Source organism: Alteromonas sp. 4NH20-0104 (assembly GCF_057547795.1).
Map to the genome: position 1 here is coordinate 117,856 of NZ_BAAJLP010000004.1, position 20,127 is coordinate 137,982.

Annotated in this window: 16 protein-coding genes and 3 tRNA genes; 6 read left to right on the forward strand and 13 right to left on the reverse strand. The window is 49.7% G+C overall.

What is annotated here, in order from left to right; genetic code table 11:
* Nucleotides 1–8: 8 nt before the first annotated feature.
* Both AC27IB_RS04275 and AC27IB_RS04280 read right to left on the reverse strand, forming a co-directional pair.
* Nucleotides 9–953: a glutathione S-transferase family protein gene (locus AC27IB_RS04275; protein WP_487119156.1), complete on the reverse strand. Its 945-nt coding sequence runs from the start codon at nucleotides 951–953 to the stop codon at nucleotides 9–11.
* Between the two features lie 62 nt (nucleotides 954–1,015).
* Nucleotides 1,016–1,465 carry a DoxX family protein gene (locus AC27IB_RS04280; protein ID WP_487119158.1) on the reverse strand — a complete coding sequence of 150 codons (450 nt, stop codon included), beginning with the start codon at nucleotides 1,463–1,465 and terminating at the stop codon, nucleotides 1,016–1,018.
* A gap of 147 nt (nucleotides 1,466–1,612) precedes the next feature.
* On the opposite strand from AC27IB_RS04280, the gene AC27IB_RS04285 reads away from it, so the two are divergent.
* The gene (locus AC27IB_RS04285) at nucleotides 1,613–2,530 is read left to right on the forward strand and encodes a LysR family transcriptional regulator (RefSeq protein ID WP_296043747.1); all 918 of its coding nucleotides are present in this window, start codon (nucleotides 1,613–1,615) and stop codon (nucleotides 2,528–2,530) included.
* Between the two features lie 13 nt (nucleotides 2,531–2,543).
* On the opposite strand, the gene AC27IB_RS04290 is transcribed toward AC27IB_RS04285, so the two are convergent.
* On the reverse strand, nucleotides 2,544–3,461 hold the full coding sequence (locus tag AC27IB_RS04290; protein ID WP_296043746.1) for an aminotransferase class IV: 918 nt from the start codon (nucleotides 3,459–3,461) through the stop codon (nucleotides 2,544–2,546).
* 303 nt (nucleotides 3,462–3,764) lie between these two features.
* On the opposite strand from AC27IB_RS04290, the gene AC27IB_RS04295 reads away from it, so the two are divergent.
* A complete protein-coding gene (locus tag AC27IB_RS04295; protein WP_487119161.1) occupies nucleotides 3,765–4,487 on the forward strand; it encodes a sulfotransferase-like domain-containing protein in 723 nt (240 codons plus the stop codon).
* Nucleotides 4,488–4,714: 227 nt separating this feature from the next.
* Complete coding sequence (locus AC27IB_RS04300; protein WP_487119163.1) at nucleotides 4,715–5,767, forward strand: L-rhamnose/proton symporter RhaT; 1,053 nt, start codon at nucleotides 4,715–4,717, stop codon at nucleotides 5,765–5,767.
* Between the two features lie 59 nt (nucleotides 5,768–5,826).
* Here AC27IB_RS04300 and AC27IB_RS04305 read toward each other — a convergent pair whose 3' ends face one another.
* Nucleotides 5,827–6,375, reverse strand: a complete 549-nt coding sequence (locus AC27IB_RS04305) for a DUF2058 domain-containing protein (RefSeq protein ID WP_296043740.1) — start codon at nucleotides 6,373–6,375, stop codon at nucleotides 5,827–5,829.
* A gap of 11 nt (nucleotides 6,376–6,386) precedes the next feature.
* Nucleotides 6,387–9,020 carry a type I DNA topoisomerase gene (gene topA, locus AC27IB_RS04310; protein WP_296043738.1) on the reverse strand — a complete coding sequence of 878 codons (2,634 nt, stop codon included), beginning with the start codon at nucleotides 9,018–9,020 and terminating at the stop codon, nucleotides 6,387–6,389.
* Nucleotides 9,021–9,402: 382 nt separating this feature from the next.
* Between topA and astB the strand changes: the two genes are divergently transcribed.
* Nucleotides 9,403–10,743 (forward strand): N-succinylarginine dihydrolase, encoded by a 1,341-nt coding sequence (astB, locus tag AC27IB_RS04315; protein WP_487119165.1) that lies wholly within the window; start codon nucleotides 9,403–9,405, stop codon nucleotides 10,741–10,743.
* Between the two features lie 64 nt (nucleotides 10,744–10,807).
* Here astB and AC27IB_RS04320 read toward each other — a convergent pair whose 3' ends face one another.
* Complete coding sequence (locus AC27IB_RS04320) at nucleotides 10,808–13,030, reverse strand: Ig-like domain-containing protein (protein WP_296043734.1); 2,223 nt, start codon at nucleotides 13,028–13,030, stop codon at nucleotides 10,808–10,810.
* 112 nt (nucleotides 13,031–13,142) lie between these two features.
* On the opposite strand from AC27IB_RS04320, the gene AC27IB_RS04325 reads away from it, so the two are divergent.
* Nucleotides 13,143–14,498, forward strand: a complete 1,356-nt coding sequence (locus AC27IB_RS04325; protein ID WP_296043732.1) for a dicarboxylate/amino acid:cation symporter — start codon at nucleotides 13,143–13,145, stop codon at nucleotides 14,496–14,498.
* A gap of 299 nt (nucleotides 14,499–14,797) precedes the next feature.
* Here AC27IB_RS04325 and AC27IB_RS04330 read toward each other — a convergent pair whose 3' ends face one another.
* The 7 genes from AC27IB_RS04330 to dnaQ all read right to left on the reverse strand — a co-directional run bounded on the left by AC27IB_RS04330 (nucleotide 14,798) and on the right by dnaQ (nucleotide 19,554).
* Nucleotides 14,798–16,030, reverse strand: coding sequence for a lipoprotein-releasing ABC transporter permease subunit (locus tag AC27IB_RS04330; RefSeq protein WP_296043730.1), 1,233 nt, complete (start codon nucleotides 16,028–16,030; stop codon nucleotides 14,798–14,800).
* Complete coding sequence (lolD, locus tag AC27IB_RS04335) at nucleotides 16,027–16,719, reverse strand: lipoprotein-releasing ABC transporter ATP-binding protein LolD (RefSeq protein WP_487119168.1); 693 nt, start codon at nucleotides 16,717–16,719, stop codon at nucleotides 16,027–16,029. The genes AC27IB_RS04330 and lolD overlap by 4 nt, the downstream gene beginning before the upstream one ends.
* Nucleotides 16,720–16,928: 209 nt before the next feature.
* Nucleotides 16,929–17,005: transfer RNA gene (locus AC27IB_RS04340), tRNA-Asp, on the reverse strand.
* A 43-nt stretch (nucleotides 17,006–17,048) separates the two neighbouring features.
* A tRNA-Asp gene (locus AC27IB_RS04345) sits at nucleotides 17,049–17,125 on the reverse strand.
* A gap of 27 nt (nucleotides 17,126–17,152) precedes the next feature.
* Nucleotides 17,153–17,229 (reverse strand) — tRNA-Asp (locus tag AC27IB_RS04350).
* Nucleotides 17,230–17,415: 186 nt separating this feature from the next.
* On the reverse strand, nucleotides 17,416–18,828 hold the full coding sequence (locus AC27IB_RS04355; protein WP_296052796.1) for a TIGR03503 family protein: 1,413 nt from the start codon (nucleotides 18,826–18,828) through the stop codon (nucleotides 17,416–17,418).
* A gap of 33 nt (nucleotides 18,829–18,861) precedes the next feature.
* Entirely contained in the window at nucleotides 18,862–19,554 is a 693-nt protein-coding gene (gene dnaQ / locus AC27IB_RS04360) for a DNA polymerase III subunit epsilon (protein ID WP_296052794.1), read from the reverse strand.
* Nucleotides 19,555–19,640: 86 nt separating this feature from the next.
* Between dnaQ and rnhA the strand changes: the two genes are divergently transcribed.
* Nucleotides 19,641–20,105, forward strand: coding sequence for a ribonuclease HI (rnhA, locus tag AC27IB_RS04365; protein WP_296052792.1), 465 nt, complete (start codon nucleotides 19,641–19,643; stop codon nucleotides 20,103–20,105).
* The last annotated feature ends 22 nt before the right edge of the window (nucleotides 20,106–20,127 follow it).

Consider the following 20,127-nt stretch of genomic DNA (forward strand, 5'->3'; position numbering starts at 1 on the left):
AAAACCTCCTAAAATTGTGGTCCACGGGGCACGATGCCGCCCGGATTCAACGACTTAATGGAATAATACCCCGCTTTAATATGGTCAATGTTGACCGTTTCAGCTATACCGTCAAGGGCCCATATCCGATGCATATAGGCATTAAGATGGGTAAACTCACGAATTAACTGACGATTACATTTAAATAATCCGTAATAAGCTGCATCAAATCTGATCAGGGTGACAAACAATCGAATGTCGGTTTCGGTCAGATTATCTCCCAATAAATAAGGCCCACCGTCTGCCAGTCTGGCTTCCAATCGATCCAATGTTGTAAAAACATGGCTGTAAGCCTCATCATAGGCAGTCTGACTCGAGGCAAAACCAGCCTGGTAGACACCATTATTGAGGGTGCTGTAAATGGCTTCATTAAGCTCGTCTATTTGCTCAGCCAGGGCTGAGGGATAAAGATCCGGGCCGGTATTGACCAACTCACAAAATGCCGTATTCAACATTCGTAAAATATCAGCCGACTCATTGTTCACAATGGTTTGCTGCTTTTTATCCCACAACACCGGCACTGTTGCCCGGCCAGTGTAATCCGGATCCACCTGCGTATAGAGCTCGTGCAGGTATGTGGCCTGATTCAATTCATCTGCAGTGCTGCCAGGGTAACCACCAAACTGCCAGCCCTGCTCGCTTAACCGTGGGTTAACCACACTGACCGAAATAATATCAGTTAAGCCTTTCAGTGCGCGTACTGCAAGCGCCCGGGATGCCCACGGACAAATATACGCCACATATAAATGATAGCGGCCCGCTTCGGCTTTAAAGCCCGCAGCGCCGGTGGGGCCGGCAGAACCATCGGGCGTGATCCAATGACGAAAGGACGATACCTGACGAATAAACCGACCCTCTTTATCTTTTTTCTGCACGGGCTGCCAGTCGGCATCCCATTTTCCATTGACTAACATTGTGTTTCCTCCCGGGCTGCCGGCCAGGACCAACCTGGCAGGCACCATTGGTGATTAATGGGTTATTCTGCGGCCAAAGACCGGGCAATAATGTTGTCTAATGCAAGGCGGCCGGCACCAGTGATGGCCAATGAGACCGTTACCGCGAAAAGTGCCAGTGCATACTCATAACCGCCGTTAGACAGAAACAAACCGTTTTGGATATGCGCAGTGAAAATAGCAATCAGCATAGTAAATGCAGTCACTGCGGCGGCCGGACGGGTCAATAAACCGAGAACCAGGGCCAGTCCACCAAAAAATTCCGCACTTCCGGCCAGCAGTGCCATCAGATAACCCGGCTCAAGACCTATACTAGCCATGTACTGGCCGGTACCTTCGAGGCCGTAGCCGCCAAACCAGGCAAATAACTTTTGTGCGCCATGCGCCGCCAGCGTAAGACCAATGGGCACTCTTAATATCAGCGCGGCCACACCTGCATTTGAACTGATTAACTTTGCTACTAATGCTTTCATACTAAATCTCTCTCGTCTTAATGGGTGAATAGAGAAACAGCTCTGCGCTGTTTCGAATCGATGGTGATACTTTACTATCCACATATTGATTTATTAAGAGGGTTAAAATAGAGTAACTATCAACATTTTGTTGATAATGGAATTCGCATGGACAGAATAGAGGCAATGCGGGCATTTGTGATTGTTGCGCGAAGCGGTTCATTTAGTGCCGCGGCGGATAAGCTCGATAAATCCCCGCAGTTAATTAGTAAGTATGTCTCTCAGCTTGAGGCCCATCTGGCTACGCGCCTGCTTAACCGCACAACGCGCAAGGTGCATTTGACCGAGGCCGGGCAACAGTATCTGCCTCGCGCCAGTCAGGTTCTCGATGAGATTGATGCCATGGAAAATCAGTTAGGTGATTTGCAGCATAAAGCCCATGGCTTATTGCGGATCAGTGCACCGGTAGCATTTTCCACCCGTCATCTGGCACCTCTCATTAACGAATTCCAACAGCTCTACCCCGACATTGACGTGGATTTACATCTCAATGATCGTAAAGTGGATATTGTTGAGGAAGGCTTTGATGTGGCATTACGGATTGGCCATCTGAAAAGCTCGTCGATGATAGCCAAGCGCCTGACCGCCATCAATCTCGTTATGTGTGCAGCGCCAGACTATCTTAGCAAATACGGCGAACCGCACACTATGGAAGACTTAATCAATCACAACTATCTGCGCTACAGCTTACTGGATAATGACAACAGCCCGGCTGCCCATCAGTATCTGAACCAGCGCCATCATCACATTATTGGCACCGTCAGTTGTAATCACGGTGAGTTCCTGTGCCAGTCGGCGGTGCTCGGCCAGGGGATTGTTTTGCAACCCACCTTTATTTGTTTCGATGAGGTCAATGCAGGCCGGCTCCGGCTCATTATGCGGGATAACGAGCCCGAGCCACTGCATTTATACGCGGTTTACGCCCACCGGCAGCTATTGGCAAGTAAGGTCAGAGCCTTTATCAATTTCGCTGCCGATTTTTACGGTGACAAGCCTTACTGGGATAACTGTTTATCCCAGCATTAGGTGCAAAACCGTGTTACTGAGCTTCTGCCATGGCATGGTACAACTCACGAATTTTCTTCACCATGGGACCAGGTTTGCCTTCACCGATGGATCTGCCGTCGACATCAACGACCGGCGTTTGGGCACCGAAGGTACCGGTAACAAAGGCCTCATCCGCACTGTAAACATCCACCAGTGAAAAATTCTTTTCCATTACCGCAATACCATGGGCTTTACAGACATCAATGGTTTTCTGGCGTGTAATGCCTTTCATGGCATAGTCACCGGTAGACGTCCACACCTCACCCTTACGCACAATAAAGAAGTTGGTTGAGTTACAGGTGCTGACAAAACCATGGGGATCTAGCATCAGTGCCTCATCGGCCCCGGCCTTATAAGACTGAATCATCGCCGTGATGCAGTTAATTTTGCTGTGAGAATTCAAGCGCGGATCCTGAACATCAGGATGGCCACGTCGCACATGCACGGTAAACAGATTAATTCCGCGTTCTACCGGCACCAAATCCTGGGACTTATATTCAGCAATGATCACAATAGTCGGGCCCCACAGACTCAGTCTGGGATCCTGATAAGGGGTTTTCTTCGGGCCTCTGGTTACCATCAGTCTGGCATGCACTCCATCGGTCATGCCATTCGCATCGACTGTTTCCTGTAAAGCGGCTTTTAACTCATCACGGGTTTTACCGATATCCATGTCCAGTGCTTTCGCGCCGGCAAATAACCGGTCGAGATGGTCGTCGATAAAAGAAAATCGGCCTTTATGCAACCGCAAGCCTTCCCACACGCCGTCACCGAGCATAAAACCGCTGTCATAAACAGACACCTTCGCTTCTGCCCGGGGCACCAGATCGCCATTAATATAAATTAAAATATCCTGATTACGTTCGTCATCGATGGACGCATGTGCGCCGCCCGCTTTATGTTCCTGCATGGCTTCCTCATTACGTTGTTACTGGCTTTTATAGGTCACTATAAAAGTATACTTCAGCCCGTGTGTTTTAACCTAGAGTCCAGGTGTTTAAAAATATCCGCGCCAACACTAATTATTAAAAGTAAATAAATCACGGCGTTACCCTAGCATTTTCCTACTCGCAAAACAAAATATTATATAGTATAAAATATTAACAATAGACTTGAAATAACACCACCAGGCCGATTATGCTTGCCATTAATGAGCATTCACTACCGGTCAGCTTACTCAGTGTCAGGTAACACGATAATAAGGAAGTCACCCATGCGAATAGCCATGTGGTCAGGCCCGCGCAATCTCTCTACCGCCATGATGTATGCATTTGGCGCTCGCGCCGATTGTACGGTATGGGACGAGCCATTTTATGCGCCGTTTTTAAAGCACAGCGACCGTGTGCACCCAATGCAGGATGAAATATTTGCCCGCGAAGAGACCGATCCGGTGGCGGTAGCCAAACGCTGTATTGGCCCTACACCACAGAATAAACCGGTTTTTTATCAAAAACACATGCCTCATCACATGCTCGAGGGTTTTCCCCTGGACTGGCTTGGAGACGTATGTAATGTGTTTTTGATCCGTCACCCGGCACGGGTGATTGCCAGCTACCATAAAAAAAATGGTGAACCCTGCCTGGAAGATATTGGCATTCGTGCCCAGTGTCAGTTGTTTGACCGGATCGTTAACGAGTCAGGACAACATCCCATCGTCGTCGACTCTTCTGATATTCGTCAGAATCCACCGGCCATGCTGGAAAAGCTCTGCAACGCTATTGGTATCCCCTGGGACCCTGCCATGCTGAGTTGGTCTGAAGGCGGCCATCCCAACGACGGCGCCTGGGCAGAGCACTGGTATCCGGAAGTTTGGAAAAGTACCGGCTTCGCCCCGGCTGAACCCCCAGTGCCAGAGCTGCCCGACGCGCTCCTCGGTGTGCTCAATCAGGCCCTGCCTTTTTACGAGCAGCTGGCCGCCCACAAGATAGCCCCTTAATCGACCTTTATTTGCCCCACACCGGAGCTGGCTGAACTCACCAGCTCCCCCCTTCTCCCCGGCAATACCAATCACTTTCAATCATACACAACCACAAAAATGATTATTTGTGATTATTTTTGTATATATATGTTTATTAATTGTGTATTCTCTCCCTGCATGTGTATTTTTTGTAAATTGTTCACCTAAAAATTACAAAAACAGGTTTACAGCAGGAGTAAAGAATAATGCAGAATCCATTGCTTGGGGTGTTTTTTCATTGGTTGGGCGGGTTATTCTCTGCCAGCTTTTATGTACCCTATAAACAAATAAAAGGCTGGTCGTGGGAAATATTCTGGCTAACCGGTGGGGTATTCAGTTGGCTTATTTGTCCGTGGTTATTTGCCTGGATCCAAACCCAACAATTGTTTGATGTATTAAGTACCACCTCATTCAGTGTATTACAGCAGTGTTTTCTATGGGGCCTGGGCTGGGGGTTCGGTGGTCTGACTTTTGGTTTGGCTGTTCGGTATATGGGCATTTCCTCAGGCATGGCGATTGTACTGGGCCTGACCACCGTATTAGGCACTCTCGGTCCACCGGTATTCGACGGTACTATTGGTAAAGTACTGGCAACGCCAAGTGGACAGTTTGCCATTCTGGGGACTTTTCTAACCTTACTGGGCGTGATTCTGGTGGCCAGAGCCACCGCAGAAAAGAACCGCAGTACCGGCGCTCAGTCCGAAGGCGCGATTAATATGAAAAAAGGCCTGTTAATTGCGCTTTTTTCAGGCGTGATGTCTTCCTGCTTTGCTTTTGGTATTGCCGCCGGCAAACCCATTCGGGAACTCACCCTGGCCGCTGGTACCGACCATTTGTGGCAGGGTCTGCCAGTACTGTGTGTGGTATTGGCTGGCGGGTTAACCACCAATGCCCTGTGGTGCGCCTGGCTTATCCATAAGAATCGCTCAGCAGCCGAATTTAGTGGCTATACACACAATCAATCGCAACGCCTCGGCTCAGACAGAATGATAAAAAATTACCTGTTAGCTGCGCTGGGTGGATCATTTTGGTACTTTCAGTTTTTCTTTTATACCATGGGCGAAAGCCACATGGGCGACTATGAATTTTCGAGCTGGACCATTCATATGGCCAGTATCATTATTTTCTCAACGCTGTGGGGGCTGGCATTGCTCGAATGGAAAGGAGCCAACCGCAAGAGCAGATTGTTGCTGCTGGCAGGCATATCGCTACTGGTGATGTCGACCATACTCATCGGTGTAGGCAACTCACTGCAGTAATCTGAGGCTGTAAAAAAGCCCGCCTGTTCAGGCGGGCTTGTTAATTTCATCCATCGGCATTACCAGGTTAAATCATCCGGTATTTCATACTCAGCATACCAGTCATCTTCGGCGGATTTTTCTTTGTTCTCTTCTCGCAGATCGGCGCGGTATATCACCATCTTTGCGTCACGTTCGGCGATTTTATCCGCAACAGGCGTTGGAATAAGCAAATAGTCCTCATCCAGTTTTACCACCGCCAGACGGGCATCAACCACCAGTTTATGCACCGCATCACTTACGTACATGCGTTTAACCACATTTTCGTCGGTAAAGTTAAGTACTGTGTCACCCTTGCCTTTCGGCTGCTGGTTAACGGTAATTAACTGGCGAATTTGCGCAACTACGGCTTTTTTCTCAAGTTCCGCCTGGCGTTGCTGATTAAGCTCCAGATCGCGTTGCTTTTTCGCTTCGGCGGCCTGTTGTGCTGCCAGTTTATTTTCGTCCTGCTCAACGGCGGTGCCTTTATTTTTGAGCTTTTGTTTTTTACGTTTATCGGCTCTTGCCTGTTTGGCTTTCGATTTATCGGCCAAACCGGCTTTGAGCAACTGATCCTGTAACGATGCCATAATCTGTTCGCTTACTTCTTCTTAGTGTCTTTGGCTTGCCATTTTCCGTCCTGATACCACGCAGACCAGCCAGTGGCCTTGCCTTTAGCATCTTCGGTCATGACATATTGTTGCTTAGTCTTACGACTGAAGCGCACAATAGCCGGGTTACCGTCCGGATCGGTTTTTGGCGCATCAGCCAGATAGTAAAACTTAGGCGATATACGATCCCTGAAGCGGGCCAGTTCCTCAACCTTGGGCGCACGTGTTTCCCGTGATTTAGGGAAATTGTGCGCTGCCAGGAAAATGCCGGAAGCCCCGTCCCTGAGCATAAAGTGGGCATCACTTTTCTCACAGGGTAATTCAGGTAAATCCACCGGATCTTCTTTAGGTGGCGCTGCCTCGCCGTTCCGCAGTAGCTTACGGGTGTTTTTGCATTCGCTGTTAGTACAGTCGAAGTATTTTCCAAACCGACCGTTTTTAAGCTCCATGTCGCTGCCACACTTATCGCACTCTATCAGTGGCCCGTCATAACCTTTAATTTTGAAGGTTCCCGCTTCCACGTAAGTGCCCGGACAAGCAGGTGAGTTACCGCACACATGTAGCTTGCGTGTTTCATCAACCAGGTAGCTGTCCATGGCCGTACCACATTCCGGGCAACGGCGTTTGGCGCGTAAATCCTCGGTCTCCTGCTCGTCATCGTTGTCAACCTGCACCACTTCTTCACCAGGCGTGAGGTTCATGGTGTTGGTACAACGCTCTTTAGGCGGCAGGTTGTAGCCTGTACAGCCTAAAAATACCCCGGTACTGGCTGTACGCACGTTCATATGACGACCGCACTTATCACAGTTAATTTCTACCGGTACTGCCTGATTAGGCCGCATTCCGCCTTGTTCAGCTTCCTGCTCGGCCAGCAGTAACTTGCTGTAAAAATCGCTGTAGAACTTATCGAGCACCGCTTTCCAGTTATCATGGCCTTCAGCTATTTCATCGAGGCGCTGTTCCATATTGGCGGTGAAGTCATAGCTCATCAGGCCGTCAAAATTTTCCATCAGGCGATCGGTGACTATCTCACCCATTTTTTCTGCATAGAAACGCTTGTTCTCCAGCCGCACATAACCGCGGTCCTGAATCGTGGAGATAATGCTGGCGTAGGTAGAAGGCCGGCCGATGCCACGCTTTTCCAGTTCTTTTACCAGCGAGGCTTCGTTAAAACGGGCCACTGGCTTGGTGAAATGCTGTTTCGGATCGAGTTGCTTAAGATTGAGTTTGTCGCCCGGATTCACATCTGGCAGCAACTTATCCTCTTCACCCTTTTTACTTTTCTGCGGCTGCACTTTAGTCCAACCATCAAATTTCAGTACCCGGCCCTTGGCAACCAGCTCAAAATCACCGGCTTTGACTTTCACCGTAGTGGCATCATATTTCGCAGCTGTCATCTGACAGGCTACAAATTGGCGCCAAATAAGCTCGTAGAGACGCTGTGCGTCACGTTCCATGTCTTTTAGTGTCGCAGCAAGGGTTGTTACGTTTGACGGCCTGATGGCTTCGTGAGCTTCTTGCGCGCCTTCCTTACTGCCGTAACGAATAGGTGACTCCGGTAAATACTTGCCACCAAAGTTATCGCCAATGTATCCACGACAAGCCTCCAGAGCCTCCTGGCTGAGATTGGTCGAGTCGGTACGCATATAGGTAATGTGACCGGCTTCATACAAGCGCTGGGCCATCATCATGGTTTTCTTCACCCCAAATCCCAGACGGGTACTGGCGGCCTGTTGCAAGGTTGAGGTGATGAAAGGCGCAGAAGGACGACTCTGGGTCGGCTTCGACTCGCGGCTCACCACTTCATAGTCAGCAGGCTTCAGTACGGCCAGTGCAGCATCGGTTTGTGCTTTGTTCACCGGCTTGAAGGGTTTATCGCTTTCCTTCACCACCTGCATCCGCAGAGCATCACTGGCCCCAGTCGTCAGGTCAGCATGCACATCCCAGAATTCTTCGGGCACAAAGGCTTTGATTTCACGTTCCCGTTCGACCACCAGACGCACCGCCACCGACTGTACCCGACCGGCAGACAAACCACGGGCAATCTTTTTCCAAAGCAGCGGCGATACCATGAACCCCACTACCCGGTCGAGAAAACGACGGGCCTGTTGGGCTTCCACCCGGTCCTGATTCACATCACCGGGATGCTCAAAGGCTTCCTTAATGGCGTTTTTCGTGATCTCGTTAAACACTACCCGCTGGTAAGTTTTGCCCTTCTGGCCAAGAATTTCCTGCAAATGCCAGGCAATCGCTTCCCCTTCGCGGTCCAAATCCGTTGCGAGATAAATGGTGTCGGCGTCTTTGGCCAGTTTTTTAAGCTCATTAACCACTTTCTCTTTGCCTTCCAGCACCTGATAGTGGGCTTTCCAGTCGTGTTGAGGGTCTACCCCCATGCGGTCAACCAGCTTTTTATATTCGTACTCACGCAGGTATTTAGCCTTCGCTTCATCCGATAACGTTTTCAGTTCTTTGGCCGGTTTTTTCGGCTCCACCTTACCAAGCGCCTTGGTTGGCAGGTCGCGTACGTGGCCCACGGAAGATTTAACAATAAAATTTTTGCCAAGATATTTATTTATTGTTTTGGCTTTGGCCGGTGACTCGACTATGACTAGTGATTTTGTCATAAATAAGAATTAAACCTTTGAATAAATTAAATTTTCGATAGCAAACCAGGAAGAAAATAAGGCAATTACACTCACATAGTCTGGCGCTTCTTTTTTTAACATATATCTACAAAGTGAATGGAAAACAAGTTCTTCTTCATACTTATTCGCAAAGTTTATTTTTCACCCACCCAAAATAGCGCATTTTTTAACCACCCTGATTGGCAGCGTAGTTAAAACACGTATAATGCGCCGGGTTGTCGCAAATAACGGCAGAAATTACAACACTTAAATAAAAAAAAGTTGTACTTATATATAGCGTAATCATAGGCGCTGTCCGGTTATTCTGCCCTTTTGCTCGACAATATGTTTACCGAATGACTCAAATTTAAGGCAGGTTGTCATGCAATATTGTGAAGCGAATTTTGACGGGCTGGTTGGCCCGACCCATAACTATGCCGGATTGTCTTTTGGCAATGTCGCCTCTTTCTCCAATGCGAATGCTATCAGCAACCCTAAAGAAGCCGCCAAACAGGGCCTGCAGAAAATGAAAGCGCTGGCCGACATGGGCATGGTGCAGGGAGTACTGGCTCCCCAGGAACGCCCTGATCTGGCAACCCTGCGTCGCCTCGGCTTCGCAGGCAGCGATGCTAAGGTGCTGGAACAGGCAGCAGCCCAGGCCCGAGAAGTATTTCTGGCGTGTTGCTCAGCGTCCAGTATGTGGACAGCCAACGCCGCCACCGTATCCCCCAGTGCCGACACGGCTGATGGTCGCGTGCACTTTACTCCGGCTAACCTGACCAACAAATTTCACCGTTCGCTGGAACCTCAGGTGACCGGCAATATTCTGAAGGCTACCTTTGCCAACAGTAAATATTTTGCCCACCATGGCCACCTGCCCGATAACGATCATTTTGGTGATGAAGGCGCGGCTAATCATACCCGTCTGTGCAGTGCCTACGGTCACGCCGGCGTTGAGGTATTTGTATACGGTCGTCATGCGTTTCGCCATGATTTACCACAACCCACTCGTTACCCTGCCCGACAAACTTTCGAGGCTTGTCAGGCGGTTGCGCGCTTGCACGGTCTTAGCGACGAAAGCGTGGTGTACATCCAACAAAACCCGGACGTGATTGACCAGGGGGTTTTTCACAACGATGTAATTGCCGTTGGTAACCAGAATGTACTTTTCTATCATGAGCTTGCGTTTCATAACAGTGAGTCCGCCGTGGCTGAAATCCGGGCTAAATTCGGTGACAAACCACTTCATTTTATCGAAGTAAAAAGCGATGAAGTGGGCCTGAATGACGCCATTAAAACGTATCTTTTTAACACCCAGTTACTCACCCTGCCTGACGGCAATATGACAATTATTGCGCCATCTGAGTGTGAAGAAAATCCGGTTGTTGCTAACTACCTGGCTGAACTGGTGACCCGCGACACGCCCATTAAAAGCGTAAACTATTTCGACGTGAAACAGAGTATGCGTAATGGCGGTGGTCCCGCTTGTCTGCGCTTACGCGTAGCACTTACCGATGCCGAACTTGGCGCAGTTAATCCCAACACTCTGATGAACAATGCGCTGTTTTCACGACTCAACGGCTGGGTAGATAAACATTACCGCGACCAGTTAACCGAGCAGGATTTGTGCGACCCACAACTGTTGGTTGAATCACGCACCGCTCTGGATGAACTGACGCAAATCTTAAAGCTGGGTTCGGTGTATCCGTTTCAGCAAGGCTAATTGTTCAGTACGATAAAAAAAACGCCGGCATCTTGCCGGCGTTTTCGTTACTGTTTGCCGCTAATTACTGCGTATCAGCACAACTGGCGCTGGTACCCCACGGGCTGGAAGGCGGTGGCGCCCCCTGAGTGGTGCGATCTGCAGTTGACACACTTAACCAGTAATTCATTTTATCCACTGATTCCGTGCCTGATGACTCACCGCGGGCACTTATAGTAAGTTGAACCCAGGCACCGTACTGTTTCGGATAGTTAAGGTTAATCAGTGCCTGACCGTTTTCATCGGTGTTGGCATCCGCATCAATAGCGCCTACATTACCCGGCGTTAACTGTCCGTCACCATTAAAATCTTCACCCACGTCCAGTCGACCATTGCCGTTCAAATCTTCATTAGCACAGACAGCGGTAGTCACTGAGTAATAGATAGAATCATCTTCATCCCAAAGCCAGTAACCTTTGGCATAGGCTGCATCATTGCTGGTTTCGGCAACAGGTGTAGCACTAAATGTCAGGGCCGCACCGGTCACCGGATTAGCATCGGCATCGGTCACAAACACGGAGAACTCTTTGCGGTAAGAAGACTGCTGCGGTGCTTCAATCAGATTACCAGTACCTAAAGAGATATCAAAAGGACGGTCACCCACTGTCAGTAAAGTAGAATCCTCAACCGCTGGCTCATCGTTTACGTAGGCACGCACTTCAACACTTTGATAGGTACTGACTGCGTTAGACTCATAAACGGTGGTGGCAATACCACGGCGGTCTGTGCGGCTCTGAGCGTCGGTCAGGTTACCGTTAGACACATCATTGACTTCAAAGTTAACCAGCTTGTTACGCACCCGGTTACCGTCGGCATCCAGCACCACAGCAGAAATGGTACTGGTTTGACCGTCAGGGCCAATCGAGTCTGGCGTGGCATCCACAATGATGGTGTCTGCATCGGTGGCGATAAAGGCAATCTCAATTTGGGTAGAAACCTCTACACCGGCACCGTCAGTCCCGGTTGCCGAGATAGTTGCCAGTCCGGCATTACCTGAACTTACCGTAAGATCTGCAATGCCGCTGCCATCGGTTACCGCATCTGCGCTTACCACAGTACCACGCGAGATAGCGAAGCTGATTGAACCGCCGGCAAACGGTGCCGCGTCACGTAACCAGCTAACCTGCAGGTTATAATCGGTATTCAGCGGGATATCCTGGTCAACATTATTCACATCAGGCGGATCCACAAACACAAATTCATCCTGCTGTACTTCAATGGCGAAGGTACTTTGCGTGTTCAGCGCATCAGCAAATACTGTAAAGGTGCCTGCGGCGGGTGCAGTGAAGGCCACTGTCGCGCGGCCTTCAGCACTGGTTTGAGGCGCAGCGTTATCCAGCGTGCTCGCCGTTACATCAGTACCTGATTCATCTTCCACCCGTAACGTCAGTGTTTCACTGGCAATGCCCACATTATCGGAGTCTTGCAAACTAACGGTCAGGTTCACGCTGTCACCGATAATGGCCGAGGTGGTGCCGTTAATTTCAATTTCAGTGCCCACAACGTTAATCGTCAGCGTTTCTGTGAGCGTTTGTTCGCCACTTACCGTCGCGGTAACGTTTATTGTGCGGTTTTCTTTGTCGCCGCCAGTCCGAAGCAGCACAATTGCCGTGCCATTTTCATCAGTTACCGGCTGGGTTTCAGCAATAGCTGCATTGCTGTCGGCTGCGAATGTCACGTTGACACCGTCGAGCAGAATATTTTGTGCATTTTTCACCACCGCCCAGACTTCGACTTCATCAGAGCCACTGGAAGACAACTGAGACTGACTGGCAAACAGTTCGAGCGACTCAGGCGTTTCCACATTCGCGGTAGTACCACTGGAGCTAAAGCCGATGCTGGCGGTCTCGCCACTTTCCAGCGCCGCTTCAACGGCACCGGAGCCTGACAGGTCCCCAACGATAAGAGTAATAGTGGCCACCCCCTCAGCGTTGGTCAGAGCCGTACCTGTATCGTTCGAAAAACGCGCCAGGCTGGCAACCGTAAAGCTGAATGTCACCACGGTATTGGCAACCGGGCTGCCACTGCTGTCGGTCACTGTTGCCGACAGGGTGAGTGGCGATTCACCGGTCAGTGACGTACTGGTATTACCGTCACTGTCGGTTAGTGCTAGACTCACTGAAGACGTGGGATCGGGCGTAGTGCCCCCGGTGTTTTCTTCTCTGGAGACAGAACCACCGCCTCCGCAGGCAACTAGTAATAATAGTGCCCATGTGGCGGCTATTAAGCGTAGAGATTGCATTTTCATCGTCTTCCCGGACCTCTTTACCGTTATTGGGTCATTTTAAGTATTTAAAACTGCTATGAATCTGGCACACTAACTAAGAACTATAAATAAAATAACATTTCAGGGAATTTACATGTCTCAGTCTTCACACAAGTACAGTTTAACTGCACGAATCTTTATCGGCATGATCGCCGGAATCATTATCGGCGCACTGCTTCAATTTCTCTTTGATGATAGCGGAGATTTGCGGTTTTCGATATTCTCGGTGGAAGTTTCCACGTATAGCATTCTGGTCGAAGGTATATTTTCAACGCTCGGACAAATATTTATATCGAGCCTGAAAATGCTGGTTGTGCCGTTGGTTTTTGTTTCATTAATCTGTGGTACCAGCACGTTATCAGAGCCCTCTAAACTGGGTCGGCTTGGCGCAAAATCCATTGGTCTGTACATTCTGACCACGGCTATCGCGGTCACACTGGCGATTATGGGCGGCCTGTTGGTATCACCCGGCGAAGGGCTGAACCTGCAAAGCGAAACGACTTATGTAGCAAAAGAAGCGCCTTCCCTGTCGCAGGTGATCGTGGATATGTTCCCGTCTAATCCAATTAATTCGATGGCCGAAGGTAACATGTTGCAAATCATAGTCTTTGCCGTGTTGCTTGGCATTGCCATGGCAATGACCGGTGACGCTGGTAAACGTCTGGCAGCGTTCTTTGAAGACGTTAATACCGTAATCATGCGCCTGGTGACCATCATTATGAACCTGGCCCCTTACGGTGTGTTTGTGCTGATGGCCAAACTGTTTGCCACCATAGGCCTGGAGACCATTGGCGGCTTGCTGTGGTATTTCTTCCTGGTGCTGGCGGTACTGGTTATCCATGCGCTGGTGACCTACCCGGTTCTGTTAAAAGTATTCAGCGGCATGAGCCCGCTCATTCTGTTGCGAAAAATGCGTGATGCGGCGTTATTTGCCTTCAGTACCTCAAGCAGTAGCGCCACGCTCCCGGTAACTATGGAAACCGCCCGCAATAAGCTGGGCATTGGTAAGTCAGTTTCGTCTTTTACCCTGCCACTTGGCGCGACTATCAATATGGATGGCACGGCGATTATGCAAGGGGTTGCCACGGTTTTTATCGCCCAGGTCTACGGTGTGGATTTATCTTTGGGCGATTACGTGATGGTTGTGTTAACCGCCACTTTAGCTTCAGTAGGTACCGCCGGTGTGCCCGGCGTGGGACTAATCATGCTCGCCATGGTGTTGCAGCAGGTTAATCTGCCGGTTGAAGGGATTGCTCTGATTATCGGTGTAGACCGCTTACTGGATATGACCCGTACCGCAGTCAATATCACCGGTGACTGCACCGTGGCCACTATTATCGCCAAATCTGAAGGCGAACTGGATGAGGCCGTATTTAACGACCCGGACGCCGGTCAACAACAGGAAGACGTAGACTTCGAACACTTTGATAAGAACAAAGAAAGTGCCTAAGCACTTTCTTTGTCCCGGAAACGCCAACGGCGTTGTCCGGGATCTCCTTAAAAGTCTTACTCCCTTTAATTCGCCTAAGCACTTTCTTTGTCCCGGAAACGCCAACGGCGTTGTCCGGGATCCCCTTAAAAGTCTTACTCCCTTTAATTCGCCTAAGCACTTTCTTTGTCCCGGAAACGCCAACGGCGTTATCCGGGATCTCCTTAACAGTCTTACTCCAAAAAAATACTCTGACGATTTCCCGGCACGTCTAAACAAACTGACTTAGCAAGCCAAACCACAAAGTGATTCAGAAGCGATCAATGCAGTGCCCGGGCAGGCTGAATTGCAGCGGCCTTTTGTGCCGGGTAAAGCGTGGCCAGTACCGAGAGAACAATGGCTACCAGTACAGTTAGGAGTACATCGTTGAGTTGCAATTGTGAGGGTAAAAAGTCGATAAAATAAATATCGCCCGACAGCACTTTTACGCCCAGCAGGTCTTCCAGCTTACCCACAATCAGCGACAAATTCGGTGCCGTGATCACAGCCAGTAATGTGCCCCAGAATACACCAATTAAGCCATTCAACAGGCCCTGGTAAACAAAAGTGTTCCTGATTTGATTATCGGTAGCGCCCATGGTTTTTAATATGGCAATTGAGGCCTGTTTTTCTTTTACCGCCATCACCAGCGATGACACAATGTTGAAACAAGCCACCGCTATTACCAGCGATAAGGCTATATACACTACCACCCTGACCAGACGGATATCATCATAGAGATGACCCTGGGTGCGGGTCCAGTCAGACATATACACCGCCTGGGGAAACCCATAACCTACCTCGCGAATAATTGAATAGGCGGCAAACGGATCGTAAAACTGAAAACGAAGCCCCTGAGCGCCCGACTTTATGCCTGCCTGCTCAGATGCAGTGGCAAGGTGCATAATGCCAATCAGATTATCGAGTTCGCCCCCCACATGAATACTACCAGCCACAGTGAGATATAGATTTTTCGGCGCAGCAAAGGTTAAATCTTCGGTAACGGCCGGGATCACCACACTGAGTTTATCGCCGGGCTTCAGTGCTAATTTGTTTAAAATTCCCTGGCCCAGTAATACCTGATTAGGCCCCTGTCGCAGTTGTCGCCAGTCATCCTGACTAATTTCATTTTGCCAGCGGGCCGGGATATTAGCGTTTATCTGCATGCCGGTTAATTCAACCGCTTTCAGTGCACTGCCCTGTTGAATCATGCCGGTAATTTTGGTGTAAGGCTCTACTTCCTTGATACGAGGATCTTCGCCCAGCACCTGTTGGTATGCGCGCCAGTCCACAATTCCCTGCTGATTAATTGAGAAGAGTTCGGCATGGGGAATAATCGCCAGCAAACGCTCGCGCAATTCCCGTTCAAAGCCATTCATCACGCTCAGCAGAATAATCAGTACAAAACACCCCAGGCCAATTCCCAGCGTCGATGATAACGACACAAAAGAGATATAGCGGTTGCTGCTTTTCCCGCGCCGAAAACGCCGTGCCAGTTGCCAACTGAGGTTCACGACTCGCTCCGTTGTACCAGTGAGCCATCGGTTAACTGCAGCACTCGATCCATAGCATTGGCCAGAGCAATATCATGAGTCACCACAATAAAACTGGTGCCCATTTGCTCACTGAGTTCGCACAATAACTGATAAATCTGATCGCCGGTTTTCTTATCGAGGTTACCGGTGGGTTCGTCAGCCAGTACGATAGACGGGTTATTCACCAGGGCTCGGGCAATCGCTACCCGCTGACGCTCACCACCAGACAATGCTGCGGGCTGATGGGTTAAACGGTGACTCAGGCCGACTTTTTCCAGTAGTGCCGCCGCCTGTTTTTCTGCTTCGGCCTTGGCCGTACCGGCAATGAGTAAAGGCATGGCGACATTTTCCAGTGCCGAAAATTCTGCCAGCAAATGGTGAAACTGATAAATAAAGCCCAGTTCGTTATTACGCAGTGCAGCCAGTTGATTGGGGTTAAGGCCGGCCAGTGAACGACCATTTATCGTCACATCACCGGTGCTGGGCAGGTCGAGACCGCCAAGAATATGCAGCAAGGTACTTTTACCAGAGCCGGAGCTGCCTAATATTGCGACTTTCTCACCCCGTGCCAGGGAAAACGACACCTCACTCAGCACCGATACTTTGTCGTTACCGTCGTGATAGGTTTTGCTGACGTCCCGGCAAACCAATACCGCATTTTCTGCCATGCTGTCCTCTTAACTGATTGAATCGATAATGACTATTATCGTTTGAATGCAAGTGTACTCGATAGCACTTACAAGGTATAGAACCAGTCAAAGCACAACGCTGTAAAATTACCGCAAGAAAAGAATTAGGGAAAATGTATCCGACCAGCGTTTTAGCATGAAAATAGCTGTTAGTGGTGGATTAAGTTTCTGAGTGTCAGAAAAAGAAATGGCGGAGCGGACGGGACTCGAACCCGCGACCCCCGGCGTGACAGGCCGGTATTCTAACCAACTGAACTACCGCTCCAACGGCATATCTGCGTGTGGTTTACGCATTTGAATAAGGCTAATGGCGGAGCGGACGGGACTCGAACCCGCGACCCCCGGCGTGACAGGCCGGTATTCTAACCAACTGAACTACCGCTCCATAAAGCCTTTAGTCACAACTGAAAAGTGGCGGAGCGGACGGGACTCGAACCCGCGACCCCCGGCGTGACAGGCCGGTATTCTAACCAACTGAACTACCGCTCCACATTTTCAATCATTTCAGCAAGTTACTTGGGTAAGTGCTTTACCCTGTCCCTCACTGCGGCGCAGATGATACGTATTACCCTGAAAGGAGTCAACGGTTTTTTTCACGAAAGTGTCATTCTTTGGATCGTTTGCCTGTTAATTCGCCACGTTGACTGAAAAGCCAGCAAAACCGGTACCTACAGGTTATTCTTTAGGCTTTTTAAACTTGCCTAGCAGCCCGCCTAAGAATCCCGGTTTCGCCGCCTCGGCAGGTTTAGCGGCGGCTTTTGCATCTGCCTTGGCTTTGGCCGGCTGAGCACTGCCCTTACGTTTACGGCGCTTCAGTAAAATAACCACCACTGCACCCAAGAGTCCCACACCCACAATACTGCCGTTAACGATGATCAACCACATCATCAGGTCGTCATCATCCATCCCCTCTTCTTCTGCCATCACAGGTGGTTCAGGTATCACTTCATCCACATTATTTTCAGCCGCCGACTCAGCCACCTCGGGTTCCGGTAATTCCGGCTCAGCCACCAAAAAAGTAAACTCCGGTACATCGAGGATAAAATCGCGGCCATTAACCGTTTTGCCGTAAGCGGTCATCTTGACCCTGAAAATGCCATAATCGTACGCAATAATAAGATACTCACGAACATCTCCACCCAGTTCAGTCAGCGAAAAGTTGCGCACGTCTGCATTGGGATAACGCACCTTGCCATCAACCAGTAGTGTATTGATATCCACCAGCTCTCGGTCTACGTCAATCAACAGCTTGTGGTAATCATTTCCCCCGCCGTCCAGCTCAACGTCAATTTTAACCGGGTTGGGATAAAGCCTGAGCGGCGGGTCGACCTGTTCACGGGTGAACATCGGCGTTGAAACCCGAAAGATCGGCTGCCATTCACCAGCCGGTACATTCAGATTAAACTGGCCGGTAAAAACACCATCAAGGGGGGCCTCATCCATGCCTCTACCATTGTCTTCAAACGTAGCAATTTGCTGGTCGTCAGCGCCAAAGTTATCGTAATTGGGGTTATTGGTGCTCACCAGATCGATAGTCAGTTCCACCACATCCCGAAACTGGCTGTAATCAATGGGTTTGTCACCATTGGTAAGATAAGCAGTTTGCTTGAGAATTTCGCCGGAAAATAAGATAGGAGGTAATGGCTCAGCATGTAAGGCGATATCCGAAAGCACCATTACCCGGCTGCCCTCAACAATTTGCCCCACTGCCTGCCAGGGGCCAGGCACCGGATTTTTAATGCTGATCATGTCGTAGGTATCAGAATCAAACCAGAAGATATCTTCCCCTTCTACCTGAGACTGAAATATCTTCGAGCCATCCGGGCGTACCAGCACAACCGGCGCAGAGCCATACTCGCGGAAGAACACCATGGTGACTTCCTTAACATTGTGATCAATGCGAAACCGGTTTTGCAGGAGTTTAATCCCGTTTTCATAATCGCTGCCAATGAGCGCAATGGGCGACTCACTCTCAGTTGGTCCGGCCGACGCCTCAGACGAAGGTTCCGCGTCCTGTGGCTCTGGCTGTTGGGCACTCACCGAAAAGGCCAGTGCCACGCCTAAGATTGTCAGTAATGCTCTGCTCACCCAATTAGCCCTGTGTTGGCAAAATTCACCGGTTTACTGGCGCCAGATAGGATTTTGTACCAGGTCCAGACGCGCCTCGTGTTGTGTTAATTCATCGGCAGTAGCTTGAATAACCTTTAATTTATTTCCATTACGGGGAATTCTGCGGATCACTTCAGCGCCACGATTATTGGCCTGATTATTCCCTGATAAGTTAAGGTCGGTCTGGCCGCCGGTCATCATCAGATACACATCGGCGAGGATTTCAGCATCCAGCAATGCACCGTGCAGTTCACGGTGGCTGTTGTCGATACCATAACGCTTACATAAAGCATCAAGGTTATTCTTCTGACCCGGGTGCATATCACGGGCCAGCACCAGGGTATCTAAAACGCCACAAATCTCTTTGGTTTTTACGCTCGCTGTAGGGCCATGCATGGCGAACTCATGATCCATAAAGCCCACATCGAAGGGCGCATTATGAATCACTAACTGGCCGCCGCGAATAAACTCAATAAATTCGCTGGCTACATCGGCAAATACCGGCTTATCGGCCAGGAATTCATTGGTGATACCGTGAACCTCGATGGCTTCCTGTTCAATTTCCCGTTTCGGGTTAATATAAACATGAAAGTGATTCCCGGTCAGCCGACGGTTAATAACCTCGACGCAACCTATTTCGATGATCCGGTGGCCTTCTCTGGGGTTAATACCTGTTGTTTCTGTATCCAGTACAATTTGACGCATAAACCACTCTTATCTTATTGCTGTTTGCGGTAGTATACCAAGCCACTGCCAAGTGACCACGCTTGAGGTTAAAAAAAGGAGAATTCGTGGCCCAACAATCTGTGCATATCTATACTGACGGCTCTTGTTTAGGCAACCCTGGCCCTGGCGGCTATGGTGCCATCCTGATTTACGGTAAGCACCGTAAAGAGATCAGTGAGGGGTTTACGCTTACCACCAACAACCGCATGGAACTGCTGGCCACCATTGAAGCGCTCAAATTGCTGACCAAGCCTTGTCAGGTTGAATTAACCACCGACAGTCAGTACGTGAAGAACGGTATAAACCAATGGATCCATAACTGGCGGCGCAACGGTTGGCGCACCAAAGACAAAAAGCCGGTAAAAAATGCCGACCTGTGGCAAGCGCTTGATGAAGCGATCAAGCCACACGAGGTTAACTGGCATTGGGTGAAAGGCCACAGTGGTCACCCGGAAAACGAACGCTGTGACGATTTAGCCCGTAACGCCGCCGAATCACCTACCAAAGAAGATACCGGTTATAACCCATGATTCACGAAAGCGCCCGCTGTCG

What these genes read in the sequence shown, in the direction of transcription:
- topA (WP_296043738.1), bottom strand. Translation starts at nt 9,020, where the DNA reads ATGACAAAATCACTAGTCATAGTCGAGTCACCGGCCAAAGCCAAAACA.
- AC27IB_RS04325 (WP_296043732.1), top strand. Translation starts at nt 13,143, where the DNA reads ATGTCTCAGTCTTCACACAAGTACAGTTTAACTGCACGAATCTTTATC.
- dnaQ (WP_296052794.1), bottom strand. Translation starts at nt 19,554, where the DNA reads ATGCGTCAAATTGTACTGGATACAGAAACAACAGGTATTAACCCCAGA.
- astB (WP_487119165.1), top strand. Translation starts at nt 9,403, where the DNA reads ATGCAATATTGTGAAGCGAATTTTGACGGGCTGGTTGGCCCGACCCAT.
- lolD (WP_487119168.1), bottom strand. Translation starts at nt 16,719, where the DNA reads ATGGCAGAAAATGCGGTATTGGTTTGCCGGGACGTCAGCAAAACCTAT.
- AC27IB_RS04320 (WP_296043734.1), bottom strand. Translation starts at nt 13,030, where the DNA reads ATGAAAATGCAATCTCTACGCTTAATAGCCGCCACATGGGCACTATTA.
- AC27IB_RS04295 (WP_487119161.1), top strand. Translation starts at nt 3,765, where the DNA reads ATGCGAATAGCCATGTGGTCAGGCCCGCGCAATCTCTCTACCGCCATG.
- AC27IB_RS04280 (WP_487119158.1), bottom strand. Translation starts at nt 1,465, where the DNA reads ATGAAAGCATTAGTAGCAAAGTTAATCAGTTCAAATGCAGGTGTGGCC.
- AC27IB_RS04300 (WP_487119163.1), top strand. Translation starts at nt 4,715, where the DNA reads ATGCAGAATCCATTGCTTGGGGTGTTTTTTCATTGGTTGGGCGGGTTA.
- AC27IB_RS04275 (WP_487119156.1), bottom strand. Translation starts at nt 953, where the DNA reads ATGTTAGTCAATGGAAAATGGGATGCCGACTGGCAGCCCGTGCAGAAA.
- AC27IB_RS04305 (WP_296043740.1), bottom strand. Translation starts at nt 6,375, where the DNA reads ATGGCATCGTTACAGGATCAGTTGCTCAAAGCCGGTTTGGCCGATAAA.
- AC27IB_RS04290 (WP_296043746.1), bottom strand. Translation starts at nt 3,461, where the DNA reads ATGCAGGAACATAAAGCGGGCGGCGCACATGCGTCCATCGATGACGAA.
- AC27IB_RS04285 (WP_296043747.1), top strand. Translation starts at nt 1,613, where the DNA reads ATGGACAGAATAGAGGCAATGCGGGCATTTGTGATTGTTGCGCGAAGC.